The organism is Acidithiobacillus sp. HP-11 (assembly GCF_015100075.1).
GTDB lineage: Bacteria > Pseudomonadota > Gammaproteobacteria > Acidithiobacillales > Acidithiobacillaceae > Acidithiobacillus > Acidithiobacillus thiooxidans.
On sequence record NZ_JACKYY010000053.1, the window covers coordinates 1 to 16,077 of the forward strand.

Below are 16,077 nucleotides of genomic sequence, written 5' to 3' on the forward strand. Positions count from 1 at the left end.
CGTGGGCTCGGAGATNWKYAWWAGWGAYMRGGTAAAGGCGACCTTTAAAGATGGTGTACTTGAATTGGTACTGCCAAAAACGGAATCCGCCAAGCGGAAGAGGATCACCATTTCCTGAGCGATCTGGAATGGCTTCTGGTTTACCGGAAGCCATTCCGACTTGTTTTTCTGCTGAGAAAGGAGATTCACATGGCTATACCAATGAGAGTATTTAGTACCGGAATTGATCCTGATGACTGGATCCCTCGTCGGTTTACGCAACAGGGAGACGGAGCAACCCCGCCTATTTTCTGGCAACACGTGCCAGAAGGAACCAAAAGTCTGATACTCCTTATGGAACATCGCGAAGCGGATAGCGAACATCGTATTCACTGGCTACTCTACGATATTCCGCCAAGCATTGAAGGGATCCATGAAGGTGGTCCTCTGCCTGAAGGTATCCTTTCAGGACGTAACAGCTTTGGATTTACGGGGTACAAACCTCCAGAAGGAGCGGCCAGTCACCAGCTTCAGCATTACGACTTTCTGTTAATGGCCACGGACAAGGCTTCACTGGGGCTTCCGGAAGGGGCCGACTGGGAGATGGTGAAGGCCAAGCTTCGCACACCAGGAAGAAAGGCCGATCAACTGGATATCCCTCCAGCCACAGATCGTCGAGCCAGAGAGTTTTACGACTTGGGGCACATACTTGATCATGCCGAATTCTCCGGGCACTTTGCTCTGGATAGAGATGAACCGGTAAAGTCCAGCCCATGAGAGGCATTGCTGGCATTCAAACCAATCGAGCACCCCTGCAAACTGATTTGAGCAGGTTATCGTGAAGCATGATAGGAGATACGGTAATGAAGGCATTTCGGGCATTGAAACATTATAGACTTCCACCGGGTTCGCGCTTATGTCTAATGGATGACGGGCTTCCGCTCAAAGTGTCACCTGAAGACCCGGCTATCCATTGTATGACGGACCTGCATCGCGTTCCCGCCGTTACCACCAAAGCCTCAGCATCTATCGATCATGCTTTACAACACATGATTCACACGGGCGTTCGGATGCTCTTTGTTCTGGACGATGCGGACATCCTGATTGGATTGGTAACGGCTCGAGATCTCACAGGAGAGAAGCCGATTCGTATCGCGGCAGAAAAAGGCCTGACTCGGGATGAAATTACAGTGCAGGACGTGATGATCGGTCAACATCAAATCGATGTGTTGGATTTGTCTGAAGTAGAGCGTTCCATGGTAGGGGACATTGTTCTTACCTTGCGTGACGCGGGTCGCCAACATGCTTTGGTTCGAGAGAATAGGATGCAGCAGACGGAAATCAGAGGGGTTTTCTCCATCAGCCAAATTGCCCGTCAACTCGATCTTGAACTTTCGGTCAGTGACGCGGTGCAAAGTTTTTCCGAGTTGGAGCATATTCTTTCGCGGGATGATTAGGGGCTAGAGAGATTCCAGATGGCGTAATAGCCATGTCATTTTAGCAACCGTGGCAATCTCCGAAAAGAACCTAGTGTAGTGTTGCATTCTGTTTACTGCTTAAGTGGCTGTTGGCGCGAATGACCTTTTGTAGGATGTCGCGGGCGGTTTTGGTCCAGATGAAGGGTTTGGGATGGGTGTTGTGGTGGTCGATATACCCCTCAATGGCCTGGATGAGTTCAGGCACACTGGTGAACACCCCACGACGTAACCGCTGGGTCGTGATATCCCCAAAGAAACGCTCGACCATGTTGAGCCAGGATGCCGAAGTGGGCGCGTAAAGTGCATGTGAATACGCGGGTACTTATCGAGCCACGCCTGTACTACCGGGTGTTTATGGGTCGCATAGTTGTCGGCAATCAGATGCAGAGCCTTGTCGTTGGGCGTCTGCCGATCAATTTTCTTCAGGAACTTCAGCCATTCCACATGGGTATGGCGCCGTTGACACTGTCCGATGACCTGGCCATCCAGCACGTTGAGTGCGGCAAACAAGGTCGTAGTGCCATTACGTTTGTAGTCGTGGGTCATCGTTTCTGCGCGGCCCTTTTTGAGGGGGAGTCCCGGTTGGGTCCGGTCCAGGGCCTGTACCTGACTTTTTTCATCTCCGGCTTACTCTGCCTGGTCAATTCTACCAGGCGGGCCACATCCACATGGAGCTGTTTTATCATCATAAACCTTAAGTTTCACCAAGAATACAACACTACACTAGTCACTGGCACCAACTTCTACCTTTGGCCTTGTTAGAGATGGCAGTGCTGACTTGCTATATCTTAAGAACAGCCAAGGCAATCCCCAAAAAACCTGCTCCCATGAATAATAGTCGCGCCCACCACCGGACATCGAGAATAGCTGCCGCAGCAATCTCCAGGATGCCTGGCCAGAACGAAAGCCAAATTCCTGGGTGATTAATCGCTTTTGTAGCAGTAACAGAAAACACCTGTGACCATTGCTGCCCTGCCATGAGCAGAAGCGTCACAACCAGTACCCATGCGGCGAGCCTATTACGGCGTACATCCAAAAGAAACAAAGATAATCCAGCCATTGTAGTGAACAAAAAAGCAAAAAACAAAGTCCAGAAAAACATTCTTTCTCCGTGAATGGGTGACCTCAATATAGGCCCTATGCAGCATCAAAATAGGCAGTATCCATATGAGACTACACATTGTTTTCAGCAAGTCCAATAGGTGCCCGTTCTTGCATCCTTTCCGGAATATCCTATACATTGCCTCTGAGCGTTTTATAAACGTGGGTAATGCCTTCTCTGATAAGAATTTTGTATGGAGATTTTTTAACTAATTGTGGATTGATTTTTTGGGCTTCAGTATGCCGAGCAGACCAAGCCGTTTTGCATTTTAGTGATTACTCGTTATTCAGACAGCAAGATGCGAACTGGTTCATCGTTTCACCCGGAGTAGGTCTCGATAACTTGGGTGGCGTATGCGTAACCGCTGGCACCTTCGTCGATACGCTCGGAGGCATTTTTGGTACCACCTTGGCCGGCACATTAGAGAAATTAATGATGAGTTTCGAGAACAGGATGGTCAGTCCACCGAATGACTGCTTACGCTGCTTATGTATATATTTACATAAGCAGCGTTATGTATACCTCGCGATTATGTATAGCAGTAAAGACGCGACCCTTGCTACGATTGGTTTGTGTGGCTGAGGTGGGCTCGCGAGATCTACATAATCAAAGCCCTTTTAGAAATCCCATCAGAGAGTCTGGTGCGTGATAACTGCTTGTGGTTGCACCTGGTTCTTGCAGATGTGCGAGCGCTAGATCCTTCATCGCCAAATCAGCTTCCACGTAGTGATGGGTCGCGGGATTTTCGTGCCCCAGCCAGAGCGCGATTACATTAATTCCATCTCCTGACTGCAGAAGGTACATGGCTGTGTATGCGCCCATGTGCGGCGCAAGCACACTGGCGAGGAGGAATGCCTCAGGAAAAGTGGATTGGTACGTTTCATGATGATGACCTCCAGTAGAAGAATCATCACTTCAACGTATCACTCAGATTATGTATATCATCCGGGCGCAATATCTACAGCAAGATCAATATTTACAGAGTATTCAGCCACACCGCCGTAGATGCTATACATAATCGCGAGGTATACATAACGCTGCTTATGTGTCATTGGGTGTAGCGCAAGCGCAAGGGATGTCAGTAGGCGTCAGGATGAAACTTTATTGTCCACCATCACCGGGTCGGCAAAGGCGGTAGGGCTACTCAGGATGATACTTCGTGAAACGTGGAAATTTTTTAAAGGGTAGAATCAATTGGATACGGCTGATCCAGCATGGTACTTTTTTGTCCGTTAACATCACGGTCGTCGTCCGCCGTAAGCAAAAACCACCTGCGGCGTTTCGGTATGTTGAACAACAGAAATTGACGGAGTGCTCACCCCTTGCAGGGAGCTCACCCTCTGACATTCATCCAGCAGTCTTAAATTCTTTTGTGCAGCCACGTCACCCTGCCCTGCAGCCTTTTCCCACCAGTACCGTGCGCCGTCCCACAACTTCTTTTGGGCACAAAGAAAACCCATATTGCCCGCTTCATGAGGTGCCAGCAAAGAAACCTGACGATCACTGACCCCTGCATATTGACTGGATGCAGCAGGACCACCTGTTACTATAACTGGCCGAAAAACCATTTTATGCCGCAAAAGCTGATCCAGTTCGGATTTCTCTGCGACAAAGCTCATGCCTGTCTGGTTATTATAGAGCATGATCGGCTGTTTAAAGCGGACCGGCTGACCGTCTTGCGTGGGATAAGCAGTGACCCACTGGCCGCTAGTCGGCACTATGTTTTGATTCACCAGATCAGCATAAATCTTCTGCCCATAAATCGGGGTCGGGCGAATGAATCCGGGAGTTTCAGGGGTATAGCCCGAAGGCTCACCCGCTTCATGCAAAGGGATAGAAAAAAAGATATGCCGGTTTTTCATGGTTTCCGTCCAGGAATGGACCTCAGAGACGATCTCGGAAAAGCCAAAGGGCTTGTTGAGATTGGCGCGATACCGCATGGAAACCGCGCGAGGCACTAGCAGATCGCCCTCCCGTACCCGGTTCATGGCTTCCATCGGGTTTTTGGGGGCATCGCCAAAACCGTGCCGACCCCAGAAGTCCGCAAAATCCTTGCTCGGCACCACCCAGGTCTGATCCACGGAAGTCATGCCGATAAAATACCGGATTTTGAGAAAGTCCCGGTCCTTGTGATTGGAATGAAAAACACTCGCATCCACCCGGACGACATTCATGGTCAAAGGCGGTGGCAATTCCACAGGAAATTCTGACGTATTGGGGTTTTTAACCAGTGTGCCCGGTACATTATTCCCCTCTCCCCTGGGGTTATAATTAAAAAAACCGGGTTCATCGGGGCGCATGGGGAAGCGTTCCAGGTTGCCGCCATAATCCAGTACCCGGCAAACCGTTTTTCTGTCATCGGTACGCAATCCGCGTCCGACCATCTGAATCCAGCGGGCCGCACTCTGGGTAGGCCGCAACACCGTGACCGAATCGATTTTGGGCAAATCAAAGCCTTCAATGAACAGATCGACGTTGACCAGATACCGGTATTTACCATCCGAAAAATCCTGGAGACGTTGATCGCGGCTGTCTTTCGACATGCTGCCGTCAATCACCACGCTGTCCGGCAGGGATTGCGCGACCAGACGGGCATGTTTGCGGTCGATGGTGAACACGATGTTATGCTGACAATCCGCCGTGCGGGTCAAGACATCCTGCATCCGTTCCTTGTGCTGAATGGTCGCAGCATTGCGCAAGTCCTCATTGAGAAAATCACCCTTGCGGGATCGCGCCTTGCCCGTCTCGATGGGATACAGGGTTTTTTCCCATTGGGGTTTGACCAGAAACTTTTCGTCCATCAGGGTAGCGGGTTCGATCTGATAGGCGGTGTAATTCAATGGATTGTCAGGCCCGACAATATGCCCGCCATCCAGACGCCAGGGCGTTGCCGTAAACCCGCCGACGCGCATATCCCGGTGACGGGCACTCAGGGCTTTTATCAGCCGTTGATACTGACCGTTCCCTTCGGTCGGAATACGATGCGCTTCATCGACGATCACGAGTCCTGGCGCGGGCATGGCGTCCAGCACGTCCGGCTTGCCAATGGTCTGTACGCTGGCCACCGTGACCTTACCAAACTCTTTTTTGCCCAGACTCGCACAATGGATGGCCGGCACCAGATCGTTCGGCAAAATATGCGAAAACCGCTCTGCCGCCTGGGTGATCAGTTCGGCGCGATGCGCCAGTACCAGCACACTTTCCTGGGAGTTCTCCTGTAAATACCGTTCGATGAAAGCGCCCATGATGACGGTATTATGGGTCACCGTAAAATCGCCCAACAAAAACAGACGATCCGGCCCGGCGATCTCGAAGCCGTAATACTCCCCTTCGCCTATGGGTTCCAGGCGGATAGTCGTCAGCACAATATCAGAAGGTGTTTTGCGCCATCCGCTTGCCAGCCCCCTAAAAACTGCATCCCGACGCAAATAATCCAGAACGGAAATATTGACCACATGCCCCATGCCGGGTGCAAGCCCTTTGCGGGGAGCAGGCCCTGTGCTGGCTGCAGGCCCTTCGCAGGCTGCAGGCCCATCGACCCGCAAGGAAAGGATATGGGATTCATTGACCACATAGTCATCCCCGTTGGTCTGATGAACGCAATACAGGTTCTCCCGCCCACGCGCCAGGGAAAGCACAGTACGCGGCCCGGAATCCGGCCCCATCAACAGATCGCCTATCTGCACGTCCTGTACCGGCACGACCTCACCGCTATATAGCAAGACCGGCGTATCTTTGCCCAGGCACTTGCCCGCCCCCGTCGCTGCAATACAGGCCGGATGGCGGTCGTTTTCCAGAAGCGCTGCCATCATGGCGTCCACGGCTTCCTGCTGATACCAGCGTAACTGAAAGCGATGTGGGTCTGCATCCGTCTGGAAAAACGTCAACTGGTTTTCATGCGTTTTCCGTCTCATGGACGCCTCCCGAACATAAAAGCGGGCGGCGGTGTCGCTTCTTCGCTTGGCGGGATGGGACCGATCTGTGGATCATCTTGCGTGTTGCAGCGCAGCAGGCTGCTTCGGGTCTGGTCACTCAGATGCCCCAGGATTTCAGGCGCGCGTTCTTTGTGCAATCCGACAAGAAAGGTGTCTCCCTGTCCGAAAGCCAGCAATTCCTGCAAATCCGTTGTCGGCCCGCCCACAAAACGCCCGGCTTTCACGTCATCCAGAGAAGGAGACAGGGCATACAGGGGTCGAACTTCTGGTACGGAACCATTGATTTCTTTTTTGAACAAGGCCACTTTCTCACGAAGATCGTCCAGTGTGCCGTTGTTCTGAATTTCGTAGTGCATTTGATAACCAGAGAGTGCGGTTTCAAGGGGATGGTTATGGAATACTTTTTCAGCCTCGTCATGGCGTATCCGAACCATTATCCCGCCCAATTCTTCAATTAGGTCCACCTCGGCCGGAGTGCGCACATCAGAAATAACCACGGATTTACCATGTGCCTGTTCCCGTATGCTCCGAATGAAGTAATCAGGGTCTTGGCTGCGGCGATAATCACCCCATGCCTGCAAAGCCATACGCGGTGTTACGGGCGACGTAAAATGGGCGGCTGTCAGGGCATCGGCCATTTCAGGAATGACGGCCATGCCATTTAACGCTATGGGATTGTCTTTATTACTGCGATCCTTCAAGTAATCCACGGAAGAAAGGCCGTAAGCCTGGGCGACTTCCTGATAGATGCGGTCACTAAAGGACAGTTTTTTCATGTCCAGCATATCGGCGACTGTATCTTTACCTGCGCCCGGTGCGCCGGACAAACCGATAATGATTGGATTGACCGGTTCAGGATTCCTGGCCGCTTTCAATCCGTCCAGAACTTCTGGAATATGTTGTGCGGTGTCCTTGCGGACATCGGGGTATCCATAATCCTTTTCTTCCCGCAAAGCCCGTTCCATGGTGTCCAGTAAGCCGTTCGTAAAGAGGGTTTTCTGGGCGCGGGTACAGGCTACATACTGCAAACAGAGTGTGTCATGGTCGGGCACCTGATACTGCCGCCCTGCTTCGGGTTCGGTATTCAGCCAACTGCGCTGGAAATCATCCATGAGCAGGACATTATCCCATTGCCCGCCTTTGGATTTATGGCCGGTGGACAGGACATATTGCGCCTGTTTGGGGTCCGTTTCGGTGTGACGCAATGCCTTGGCAATCGCTTCAACGCGCCCCTGCTTCTGTTCCACGATTCTGACCAGAGGAGAGAAACCTTGTCCCAGAGGGGTTTGCGCATATTCGGAGAGCTGATGCCAGTCATCGAAAAAACTCAGTTCAGGATGTTTGGCAAATTCACCTTTATAGAGGCGTCCCATGGCTTCCACGAGATTCACAATCTCGCCCGTACCGCCAACCACATGAATCCGTTGCCCGGCCATAACCGCCTGAACAGCGGCCTGGAGCAATCCGGCATTGCCGCGAAACAGGACCGCATGGACATTATTCACGGAATCATCCAGCACCTGGCCATCGGGACCTTTCCCGGTCAGCAGATAAGGCGAACCCATCAGTCTTAAAAAATGATTGCCCGCGTCGGCAATCTCCTGTCCAAAGCGATAGCTGGTGGCCAGTGGCAAAGTCTGGGTCAGATCGGGATGATCCTGTTGCATGATCCGCATGGCGTCCACGGCACCCGTAAAATCATAGATGTGCTGATAAGTGTCGCCCACCAATACCAGCCGGGTGCCATACTGTAGCTGCGCCTTGAGAATTTCCAGCATGGGTGGTGAAGCATCCTGCGCTTCATCAAAAAGAATGGTGTCTGCGGGAATCCGGGGCGGAGACAAGGAACACAGTTTCAGATAAGCACTGTGGTCGATGGGAAATTGAGAAAAGGGATCACGCATCCGGTCCCAGGCCCAGGCGGATGTGCCCAACAAGGCTTTGGGATTTCCCTGTAATCCTGCACGATGAATGTATTCCGCCAGGTCCGGCGCGATGTGCTGCGGGCCAATCTGCGCATCGGCGGACTGACTAAACTGCCGTAACACGGATTGCACGGCCATGATCGCCCGGCCTTCGGAACAACGCAGTTCCTGACGAATCTGCCGGACACGATCCGCAAAATCCGTGCTTTGCCGCAACTGGTCGCGCAAGGGTCCGTACAGGCTACCACTGAACAAACGGGGTTGTGATCCGCCGTATACCTCACTCATGGTGCCGCCGCCGTCCGGGTGTGGAGAGCGATAAGCAAAACTGTGCGCGGTACTCACGGTCGTATTCCGGGGAAACTCAGCGGACGCTTCATCGGCATTGCGTTTATTGAAAACGAAATAGCGTAACCGTTCTGCTTTCAGTGGATACTCGGCGGCGCCTTTGAGGGTGGTCGTCTTGCCCGTACCCGCCAGGGCATTCACCGCCAGAATTTGGGAATCCCTGTAATGCAGGTGATCCAGAATCGCCGTCTGTTCCTCATTGAATCGAAAATTGGTCATCGTTTTCCTCCTGTTCCCCAGAATGATCTGACTAATACTGGGGTGATGCCGAAATTTCACGTGCCAACTAATTCACATCATGAGTAATAGCATCATGCCGATTCTATATTATTAGCTCCAAAGCATATGGATCTGATGGTTCTCGCCCTAGGCAGCATTAGTGGCTATCACTGATTGTCTTTTTACCGCAACAAACAGGCTTCCCGCCACAACATTCCTAATGAATAGAAGGCATATGAAAGAGACGGGAAGCCTGCCAGAGATAAAACACCACCACGGGAGACAGGGCCACAATATGACCGTTTTGCGTGACAAGAGCGGCCTGCACAGTGTGTTTTCCACGATATACCTGATCCAACGTGAAGAAGGGCCGATTCCAAAGCCGCTGCCGGAATTTTCCATCCAGTCGCATTCTGATTCGCAAGCCTTCCTGAAACACGGACTCCGGCAAGACCAAAAGACCCACAGCGACCTTGTCCTGATCATTATGGATCACCTCTCCCGCACGCGGGGTCAGTATCTTCAGTACGATAGGCGCATTCACGCTGGTAGTGGTCGCGCTGGACGCTAATGGGACAACAAGCACCACCATAGCCAACAAACACCACAGTACAAATCGGCTGAGTCGCATCCAACGGATCATGGCATCACCGTCACCGGCGTACCGATATGTATCAACCCATAGGCCCGTTGTGCTGCTTTTAATGGCAACTCCACACAACCATTGATTTGCCGAAATCCATACGCCAGACGGGGGAAACAGTGTACTGCCCGACCATCCCAGAAATAATTCACGAAGCGCACATCTGGATCGTTATAACACTCACCATGGGGGAAACAGCCGGTCATGCGCGTACTTGGAAAGCGCACATAACCCACTTTCTTTTCTCCCTGCTCGTAGCGTTCCTTATGCAACGCCAATGCCTTATTGAACACGAAGCGGCACAATCCGGAAAAGCGGCGCATCTGGCGCTGCTGTTCCCCAGTCGGTCGTAGCTCAAACTTGTAGGCTTGGAGTCGTTGCATGGGTCTAGTATGGTTTGGCCTATGAGACAGGTCAGAATCCATTTCCCTTTAACGTCTCTCTTTCCTGCCATGCCCCCATAACCAACACCGCTGCACCATGAACCGCGCCACGTTTCAAATCTGCCAATGCCACATTCGCCATGCTCAAAGGATACGTTGTGATGTGGCTTTGTACCGGTGCACATCGTGCCAATGGGAAATAGTCTTCGGCATCTTTGCGCGTCAGGTTGGCGACAGATCGCACCTGTCGCTCCTCCCAGAGAAAGGAATAGGAGAAAGTGGGGATATCCGACATGTGAATTCCTGCACTGATCACAACACCCCCTTTCCTGACCGCCTGAAGAGCAACAGGTATGAGGGCCCCAATCGGCGCAAATAAAATTGCCGCATCCAGCGGTTGTGGCGGCAGGACATCCGATCCGCCAACCCACGCAGCCCCCAATTTGATCGCCAGATCCTGTGCCTCGCTATCGCCCGGGCGGGTAAATGCATAGACCTCCATACCTTGATAACGTGCCATCTGAATCAGCAAATGCGCGGCGGCACCGAATCCATAAAGACCGAGGCGCCGGCTCCCCTCTGCAAAACGTAAGCCCCGAAAGCCGATGAGCCCCGCACACAATAGCGGGGCACCTTCCGGATTAGCGTAAATATCTGGAAGGAGAAAGCAGTAACGCGCATCAGCGACCATATACTCCGCGTAACCACCATCCACGGTGTAACCATGGAAAAGTGCCTGATCACAAAGATTTTCCCGTCCTGACCGACAATATTCGCAGGCTCCGCAAGTCCATGCGAGCCAGGGAATTCCCACCATCTGACCGGTCGTTAAGGAAATATCCGGGCTTCCCACCGATTCTATCTGGCCGATTACTTCATGACCGGGAACGAGTGGTAGTTTGGGGTTGGGCAATTCACCGTCCACGACATGCAGATCGGTACGGCACACTCCGCATGCCAGTATTTTAACCAGGACCTGGCCCGGCTCGGGCTGTGGTCGCGGCAATTCAGTGGACACCAAAGGGTTACCCACCTTTTCCAGGACCATGGCATGCATAAACCACCTCCTTGTAGTTGCCATAGAACTTCCATGACGATGCACCATCACGGAGTTACGGAAAGTAACAAGCCTGATTCGGCAATTGTAGACCATCCCGCAATGATTGCGTCGCCGCTATCCGCCTGGTCTGGGATAGACTCTGGCCGATTATCTGGAATCTGATCCCGTCCCCATTGGTCAATGTGCGTCTGATCCTGGAGATCGAAGATATCTTCAACACTCAAAATGCAATGGCTGAGCGTTCGATTTACCGAATCCATTTGATGGGGCCTTTAATCTGCAGGCACACCTGCATCAGAATATCCCCAACACGCGCTGTATTTCCGGTAATATGCTTTGCACGTATTTTTTCCCCTCCGCGATGGCTTCATCAGCACGATAAAACTCCAGCAGGCCAATGTGGGATAGTCTTGGAGAAAGGAGTATATCCGGAGGATCATCAACTATACGGCTTTTGATGATCCTGTCCTGCATGATATTCACCGAGGCAGAGATGGTATCAAAGAGACTGGGGGGTTGATCCTCGTCACCTATCGTCGGAAATATTGAAGCTGTATAGGTAGTGAGCAGATCCGATATTTTTCCGGCAATTCCGGTGTCCTGTGTTTTTATGACGTTGTTATTTTGATGGTGCTCTCGAACAAGAGTATCGTTCAAAGTTACGGCAATAATAGTATCGGCGCCCAGCGCTCGACAGACCGAAACGGGGACTGGGTTCACCAATCCGCCATCTATGAGCCACCGGCCGTTGTTTTTGACTGCGGGAAAGAGGCCGGGCATAGATATGGACGAGATGACGGCATCCAAAATAGAGCCGTTCGTCAGCCAAATCTCGCTACCGGTTTGCAGGTCTGTTGCCACTGAGGCATATGTTTTGTTGACTAACGCTTCTATTTTTGAGTCATCATCTGCCACATATTTGTTGAGGAAATAATGTAACCGCTCTTTGTTGACAAAACCATTCAGAGACCATTTGATGGAAAAAAATTTGGCTGTTTCAAGCTTTGTTAATGAACAAACCCATTTTTCCAGCTTCCCAAGGTTGTTAGAAACATAGGATGCACCAACCAACGCGCCTATGGATGTGCCACAAACAATATCCGGTACGATTCCTTGATCATTTAGCGCGTTTATTACTCCTATGTGTGCCCACCCACGGGCCGCACCACTGCCAAGAGCCAAGCCAATAGTCATGGTGATCTCCACCCCCACGCGTTTTTGACGCCACCACGTCTGGTTTGCCATATATCGCGGCCACGAAGAGCTCAATAGGGCGCGGATGTAGCCGCATTTATTTTGATCGCCCCTAACTGGTCTGTCTTTTATCCTGAGTAAACACTGACCCCTGGATAGAACGGTTCTTTATGTATTCCGCCAACCATGCCTCATTCCGCCAGGCGCATTCCCGGACCATGACGGCCAGCATCTTTTGTATCCGGCTCGGGGGCACATTTTTGACCCATCGACGAAACTGGGTATTTTTCCCATAAAACCTGACGATGGTGCTCATGCCAATCGCATAAGCCGGACTGAGAAAGTGCATCTCTACATGATGGAAAATGTTTTTTGCCATCAGATGAATGTCTGTCTTCATGGCGTTTTCCCCTCTTACTTTCCTCTTTGCAATCATAGCACAAATGGCTTTCGTCATCAGCAAGAACCCGTAAATTCAAAACCGGCTTTCAAAAACGGCATCACCCTGTCAGAAGCAGAGGAGATTAGCCTTGGATACAGAAAGTCGCGTTCGTCAGCTTTCCGAAAAGCAGGCCGAACTGGAACGCAAGAAACAGTGGTTATTGCAGGGTGATCCGATGGGAACCGCCGAAGATCGCAAGGCGTTCATGAAAGCCATGGATGCCCGGGACGGCTACGGGTTTACCTGGCTGGACCTGCTCAGTCTGGTACTGATCTGCCAGGGCCGCGTACCCGATCAGGCCATTGCCCACCGGGAAGCGGCTTATCAGGTATTGCAGCAATACCAGCCCAAAAAGCGGGGCACGTCATGAGCGCATTGCCCTTGTCCGTTCGCAAACAGTATTGGCGCTCGCTGACCCGCCAGGACGTTATTCCCTATCTCCGCCTGTATCCGCACATCGTGGAAGAGCTTCGCGCCGCTTTGCGGGATGCCTTGCAGGAAATCCCGGAAATCCCTTGCAGGGAGCAACCACATTATAAAGGTTATGACGGAAAACCGCTTGGCGGGACAGCATGTTAAACAGGATGATGGCCCATGGAAAAGCCTGGATAGCTCAATGGCAATCCAGGCGCAAAGCCAGTCACCGTCATCGCCAGAAAGCCGCCGTCCATCGCTATGACACCCTGGCCGAGATTCAGGGCAAGGATGCTTTTGCCCGACGCATTGGCTATCTGCGCAAGCTGGACCCCCTCGTTTTTGAGGAACTGGTCCTCGACGGATTCAAAAGAAAAGGATGCCTTGTAGAACGCGGCACCCGCTATTCCGGCGATGGTGGACTGGATGGCAAGGTCTTTCGGGACAATCACTGGATCGGGATTCAGTGCAAACGCTACAAGGACGCGATCCAGACCGCGCATGTAAAACAGTTTGGCCGTGATCTGTCCCGGTTCGGATTGACCGAGGGCTATTTCGTGCATACCGGCAGAACCCCGGCAGGGCTGCGGCATCGCTACGGCCAGATCATCATTTTGTCCGGTCAGGAATTGATTGATTTTTTGGTGTAAGGAGGAACACGTCATGGGACAAGCCAAAATCCGCAAGTTAAACGGCACCTATCCAGAGCAGACACCCAAACCCCTAACGATCAATGTGCTGGATGCAGGACAGGCTTTTTTCAAGCTGTACCGGAAAATCCTGAACCACTTGCAACAGGAGTTTCCTGAGCATTGCAGCGAAAAAGATCAGGAAGAAAAAGCCTATGCCGCTTTGACGCGCATGATGGAATTGGGTGCGAAGGGCGTTTTTTCTCTGGAAGAACCGCTGGTCCTGTTTGCGACTTGGCAGGATCGCACGGGTGGATGGATAACCCTGTCCATGCCGGAAAAACGGGCGGCAGCCAAAAAGATTGCAGAGACAGGGCGCCTGCCCACCGGAAAAGGACTCCTGGAATATCTCGCTTTCGTGAATGTGCAAGTCAAAGGCGATACCGTAACCTTTGGTGCAGGATCGCCCTGGATGCAAAGGAGATCCAGGTAATATGGAAAACATACAGACCCTACAGAATATCCTCAAAGATGGCGTCCGGGATTGCCTGGAGGACAACCAGAAAATCATTCGACTTCTGGCGCGGAACTGGACGCCGGATCAATGCGTGTGGCTGGAATACTGGCTGGAGAGCCAGCGTATTTTCCTGACCCGCTTGCGGGAAGCCAGCCGCCCTTGTCATTTCTGGCAACGCCGTAAACAGTGGGCTGTGATTCAGGACATTCTGGACCATTGCGAGGGCGGTATCGTCAAACGTCCGGATGAACACCGGGAGTTTTTTGAATTTCTGGCTGAAAGATCACCGGGTTTTTTAATAGGGCATCCCGAAGTGTCCGAAACCTTACAGCGTCAGGACCGATTTTTGAGCGACCTGCTAAAAGCGTATCCAACCAAAACGTATGCGCCTTCGCGTTTACGTCCCGGTAATTACGGGTATTGGCTGTTTCTGGCAGAAAAAAAGGAGAGTAAACATGCTGTATATTGAACCACAAGCGGGCGTTTCGCCAATTTTACAGGTCATTCAGTCTGCTCGTCACGAATTGAATGTGGGCGTTTACTACATGACCGACCGCCCGATTCTTCGCGCCATTCAAGCGGCCAAAGCGCGGGGTGTGGATGTACGGGTCATCATCGAGGGCAAGCCCTATGGCATGAAATCCTGGCAGGTGCGTAAAGAGGAAAAAGCCATCGAAGCGACCGGTGCGCAACTGCATCTGGCGCCTTACCGCTTTACCAGCCACGGCAGTCAGTGGTCTTTTTACCATGCCAAATATCTGGCATCAGGCCACGAGGCCGAGATCGGCAATCCGAATTTTGCCTGGTCAGATTTTCATAATGCCCGCAATTACCTTTACGTCACCCAAAACCCCACCATCGTCAAAGCCGTCAATGCGGTTTTTAACGCTGACTGGAATAATCGCCGGGCGCCGGCATGGACGCATCAGGTTTTGGTGCTCTCACCGGGTACATCCGTAAAACAGATTGCGCAGGTCATCGACCAGCCGGGGCCGATTGCTATTGAAGATGAGGAAATCGGGCCTTATGCACCGACGCTGGACGCCATTGCCGCCAAAGGAAAACTGGCTCGCGTCATCATGCCCGCCAATATCAATGCGCAGGATAAGAAAGACGCGGCCTTTCTGGAAGCACACGGCGTACAGGTGCGTTTATTACTCGTCAAACCGATCTATGTGCATAGCAAACTGGTGGTAGGAAACACCCTGGCTTATATCGGTAGCGAGAATCTGACCCGCACGTCACTTGAACGGAACCGAGAAATTGGGTTATTGCTGAATGGGCGGGATATTACCGAATTACAGACGCAATTCAATAAAGACTGGCAGGCAGCACAATGACCAGTAATACTGTCAAAGCCTTTTTTTATGCCAGCATTGCCGCGTTCGGTATCCTGGCACTGTTAGGCGCTTTAGCGGTCATCGTCCTCTGGATGACGGGGCAATCTTTCACGGTGGAAAACATCATTATCTATATGATGTTTGGCTGGTTCGGCTGGTCTTTTCCACCCCTGATCGGAAAAATCCATCGGGAATTTTTAGCGATGGGCAAAGGATAAGGAGACTCCCATGCAAGAAAAAGCCTTGCACAAAAAACCCGCCAATAAAAAGCCGCAGGTCAACAAAAATCCGGTTCCTCGCTGTTTTAAGTGGGTAGCTTGAGATCCAGCTTACCCAGTACGAGGTAAGCCATGTTAATAAAATTCTTGTGGGTGCGATAGCCCCGTGCCCTGGATTTGGCGGACTGGAGCAGACTGTTGAAACCTTCCAGAGTGCCGTTACTCAGATGGCTCTCGAACCAACGTAGTGG

Annotated in this window: 18 protein-coding genes and 2 pseudogenes; 10 read left to right on the forward strand and 10 right to left on the reverse strand. The window is 51.9% G+C overall.

Annotation, left to right across the window (positions count from 1 at the left end):
• The first annotated feature begins 1 nt into the window (after nt 1).
• From H7F08_RS13100 to H7F08_RS13110, 3 genes and pseudogenes are all read left to right on the forward strand, one after another.
• A pseudogene (locus H7F08_RS13100) lies at nt 2-118 on the forward strand (Hsp20 family protein).
• A 71-nt stretch (nt 119-189) separates the two neighbouring features.
• The gene (locus tag H7F08_RS13105; RefSeq protein ID WP_193640774.1) at nt 190-756 is read left to right on the forward strand and encodes a YbhB/YbcL family Raf kinase inhibitor-like protein; all 567 of its coding nucleotides are present in this window, start codon (nt 190-192) and stop codon (nt 754-756) included.
• 86 nt (nt 757-842) lie between these two features.
• Nucleotides 843-1,436 carry a CBS domain-containing protein gene (locus H7F08_RS13110; protein ID WP_024894746.1) on the forward strand — a complete coding sequence of 198 codons (594 nt, stop codon included), beginning with the start codon at nt 843-845 and terminating at the stop codon, nt 1,434-1,436.
• Nucleotides 1,437-1,506: 70 nt separating this feature from the next.
• On the opposite strand, the pseudogene H7F08_RS13115 reads toward H7F08_RS13110, so the two are convergent.
• From H7F08_RS13115 to H7F08_RS13155, 9 genes and pseudogenes are all read right to left on the reverse strand, one after another.
• Nucleotides 1,507-2,078: pseudogene (locus tag H7F08_RS13115) on the reverse strand (IS630 family transposase); the annotation flags it as partial.
• Between the two features lie 160 nt (nt 2,079-2,238).
• Nucleotides 2,239-2,559: a hypothetical protein gene (locus H7F08_RS13120; RefSeq protein WP_193640775.1), complete on the reverse strand. Its 321-nt coding sequence runs from the start codon at nt 2,557-2,559 to the stop codon at nt 2,239-2,241.
• A gap of 1,238 nt (nt 2,560-3,797) precedes the next feature.
• The gene (locus H7F08_RS13125; RefSeq protein WP_193640776.1) at nt 3,798-6,473 is read right to left on the reverse strand and encodes a DEAD/DEAH box helicase; all 2,676 of its coding nucleotides are present in this window, start codon (nt 6,471-6,473) and stop codon (nt 3,798-3,800) included.
• The gene (locus H7F08_RS13130; RefSeq protein ID WP_193640777.1) at nt 6,470-8,986 is read right to left on the reverse strand and encodes an AAA family ATPase; all 2,517 of its coding nucleotides are present in this window, start codon (nt 8,984-8,986) and stop codon (nt 6,470-6,472) included. The genes H7F08_RS13125 and H7F08_RS13130 overlap by 4 nt, the downstream gene beginning before the upstream one ends.
• Before the next feature lie 217 nt (nt 8,987-9,203).
• Nucleotides 9,204-9,629 carry a hypothetical protein gene (locus H7F08_RS13135; RefSeq protein WP_193640778.1) on the reverse strand — a complete coding sequence of 142 codons (426 nt, stop codon included), beginning with the start codon at nt 9,627-9,629 and terminating at the stop codon, nt 9,204-9,206.
• Entirely contained in the window at nt 9,626-10,054 is a 429-nt protein-coding gene (locus H7F08_RS15555) for a helix-turn-helix domain-containing protein (RefSeq protein ID WP_319025807.1), read from the reverse strand. Before H7F08_RS15555 ends, H7F08_RS13135 begins: the two co-directional genes overlap by 4 nt.
• Nucleotides 10,044-11,069 carry a zinc-dependent alcohol dehydrogenase family protein gene (locus H7F08_RS13145; RefSeq protein WP_193640779.1) on the reverse strand — a complete coding sequence of 342 codons (1,026 nt, stop codon included), beginning with the start codon at nt 11,067-11,069 and terminating at the stop codon, nt 10,044-10,046. Before H7F08_RS13145 ends, H7F08_RS15555 begins: the two co-directional genes overlap by 11 nt.
• A 297-nt stretch (nt 11,070-11,366) precedes the next feature.
• Complete coding sequence (locus tag H7F08_RS13150) at nt 11,367-12,266, reverse strand: patatin-like phospholipase family protein (RefSeq protein WP_193640780.1); 900 nt, start codon at nt 12,264-12,266, stop codon at nt 11,367-11,369.
• 112 nt (nt 12,267-12,378) lie between these two features.
• Nucleotides 12,379-12,723, reverse strand: a complete 345-nt coding sequence (locus H7F08_RS13155; protein ID WP_193640781.1) for a hypothetical protein — start codon at nt 12,721-12,723, stop codon at nt 12,379-12,381.
• A gap of 73 nt (nt 12,724-12,796) precedes the next feature.
• Between H7F08_RS13155 and H7F08_RS13160 the strand changes: the two genes are divergently transcribed.
• Genes H7F08_RS13160 through H7F08_RS13190 form a run of 7 tightly spaced genes read left to right on the forward strand, consistent with a single transcriptional unit; the run spans nt 12,797 to nt 15,826 of the window.
• Nucleotides 12,797-13,078: a hypothetical protein gene (locus H7F08_RS13160; protein ID WP_024894736.1), complete on the forward strand. Its 282-nt coding sequence runs from the start codon at nt 12,797-12,799 to the stop codon at nt 13,076-13,078.
• Nucleotides 13,075-13,287 (forward strand): hypothetical protein, encoded by a 213-nt coding sequence (locus H7F08_RS13165; protein ID WP_193640782.1) that lies wholly within the window; start codon nt 13,075-13,077, stop codon nt 13,285-13,287. The genes H7F08_RS13160 and H7F08_RS13165 overlap by 4 nt, the downstream gene beginning before the upstream one ends.
• Nucleotides 13,281-13,772: a restriction endonuclease gene (locus tag H7F08_RS13170; RefSeq protein WP_077218235.1), complete on the forward strand. Its 492-nt coding sequence runs from the start codon at nt 13,281-13,283 to the stop codon at nt 13,770-13,772. Before H7F08_RS13165 ends, H7F08_RS13170 begins: the two co-directional genes overlap by 7 nt.
• Nucleotides 13,773-13,785: 13 nt before the next feature.
• On the forward strand, nt 13,786-14,244 hold the full coding sequence (locus H7F08_RS13175) for a hypothetical protein (RefSeq protein ID WP_035218714.1): 459 nt from the start codon (nt 13,786-13,788) through the stop codon (nt 14,242-14,244).
• A 1-nt stretch (nt 14,245) separates the two neighbouring features.
• Nucleotides 14,246-14,737: a hypothetical protein gene (locus tag H7F08_RS13180; protein WP_024894733.1), complete on the forward strand. Its 492-nt coding sequence runs from the start codon at nt 14,246-14,248 to the stop codon at nt 14,735-14,737.
• Complete coding sequence (locus H7F08_RS13185) at nt 14,724-15,608, forward strand: phospholipase D-like domain-containing protein (protein ID WP_193640783.1); 885 nt, start codon at nt 14,724-14,726, stop codon at nt 15,606-15,608. Before H7F08_RS13180 ends, H7F08_RS13185 begins: the two co-directional genes overlap by 14 nt.
• Complete coding sequence (locus tag H7F08_RS13190; protein ID WP_024894731.1) at nt 15,605-15,826, forward strand: hypothetical protein; 222 nt, start codon at nt 15,605-15,607, stop codon at nt 15,824-15,826. The genes H7F08_RS13185 and H7F08_RS13190 overlap by 4 nt, the downstream gene beginning before the upstream one ends.
• 86 nt (nt 15,827-15,912) lie before the next feature.
• On the opposite strand, the gene H7F08_RS13195 is transcribed toward H7F08_RS13190, so the two are convergent.
• On the reverse strand, nt 15,913-16,077 hold a 165-nt coding region (locus tag H7F08_RS13195), incomplete at its 5' end, for a transposase (RefSeq protein ID WP_193640784.1).